Origin of the sequence: Leptolyngbya sp. AN02str, from assembly GCF_050565595.1 — a bacterium.
GTDB lineage: Bacteria > Cyanobacteriota > Cyanobacteriia > Elainellales > Elainellaceae > Kaiparowitsia.
On the sequence record NZ_JBNXVR010000094.1, the window covers coordinates 1 to 805 of the forward strand.

2 tRNA genes and 2 rRNA genes are annotated in these 805 nt (G+C 48.7%); all 4 read right to left on the minus strand.

Annotated elements, in window-relative coordinates:
- Positions 1–104, minus strand: a 23S ribosomal RNA gene (locus ACQ4M4_RS28715); the annotation flags it as partial.
- Between the two features lie 242 nt (positions 105–346).
- A tRNA-Ala gene (locus tag ACQ4M4_RS28720) sits at positions 347–419 on the minus strand.
- A gap of 80 nt (positions 420–499) precedes the next feature.
- Positions 500–573 (minus strand) — tRNA-Ile (locus ACQ4M4_RS28725).
- A 177-nt stretch (positions 574–750) separates the two neighbouring features.
- Positions 751–805, minus strand: a 16S ribosomal RNA gene (locus ACQ4M4_RS28730); the annotation flags it as partial.

The following is an 805-nucleotide window of genomic DNA, read 5'->3' on the forward strand; positions in this document are numbered from 1 at the left end:
GATCAATGTCTGCTTCCAACTCCCCGTGGCGTATCGCCGGTAACCGCGTCCTTCTTCGCCTCTGTGTGCCTAGGTATCCACCATCAGCCCTTTGTAGCTTGACCACTTCTTCAGTGTTCATTGGTGTTCATCTTCATCTCATAAACTCTCACTTCCCAAAAGCTTCATCTCACGATTCACTTCTGTATAAGTGCAGTCTATGTATGACTACCTGACAGTTACTATGCAGTTTTCAAGGTTCACTTGCTGGACTAACCATCCAGCATTCTTTCCTGTTCACTCATACCAGAGTTCACTTGGATAAGGTGCTGAATTACAATCCATATCGTCACCGGGATATACCCAGTGGAGGTTAGCGGATTCGAACCGCTGACTTCCTGCGTGCAAAGCAGGCGCTCTACCAACTGAGCTAAACCCCCCTATCGCTAAAAACCTCTCCTTCGTCAACTCTTTCGCCTCTCAGCTACTTAAACATCCCGAAGTCGCGATTCCTTCAAGGTGGGCCATCCTGGACTCGAACCAGGGACCTCACCCTTATCAGGGGTGCGCTCTAACCACCTGAGCTAATAGCCCATATCCGAACCAGCTTAGTTTGAGAAACAGTTCCCTAATCTACCTCGATTACAGTCTCAAACTTGAACCTTCATTCAAGTCTTACTCCTATAACCTTGGCCTTGGTCGACCTTAGGATGACCAACTTTGAACCTATTCGCTCTGTGCTTTCAGCTCTAAAGTCGGGTGGTCTCCCTGAAAGGAGGTGATCCAGCCACACCTTCCGGTACGGCTACCTTGTTACGACTTCACC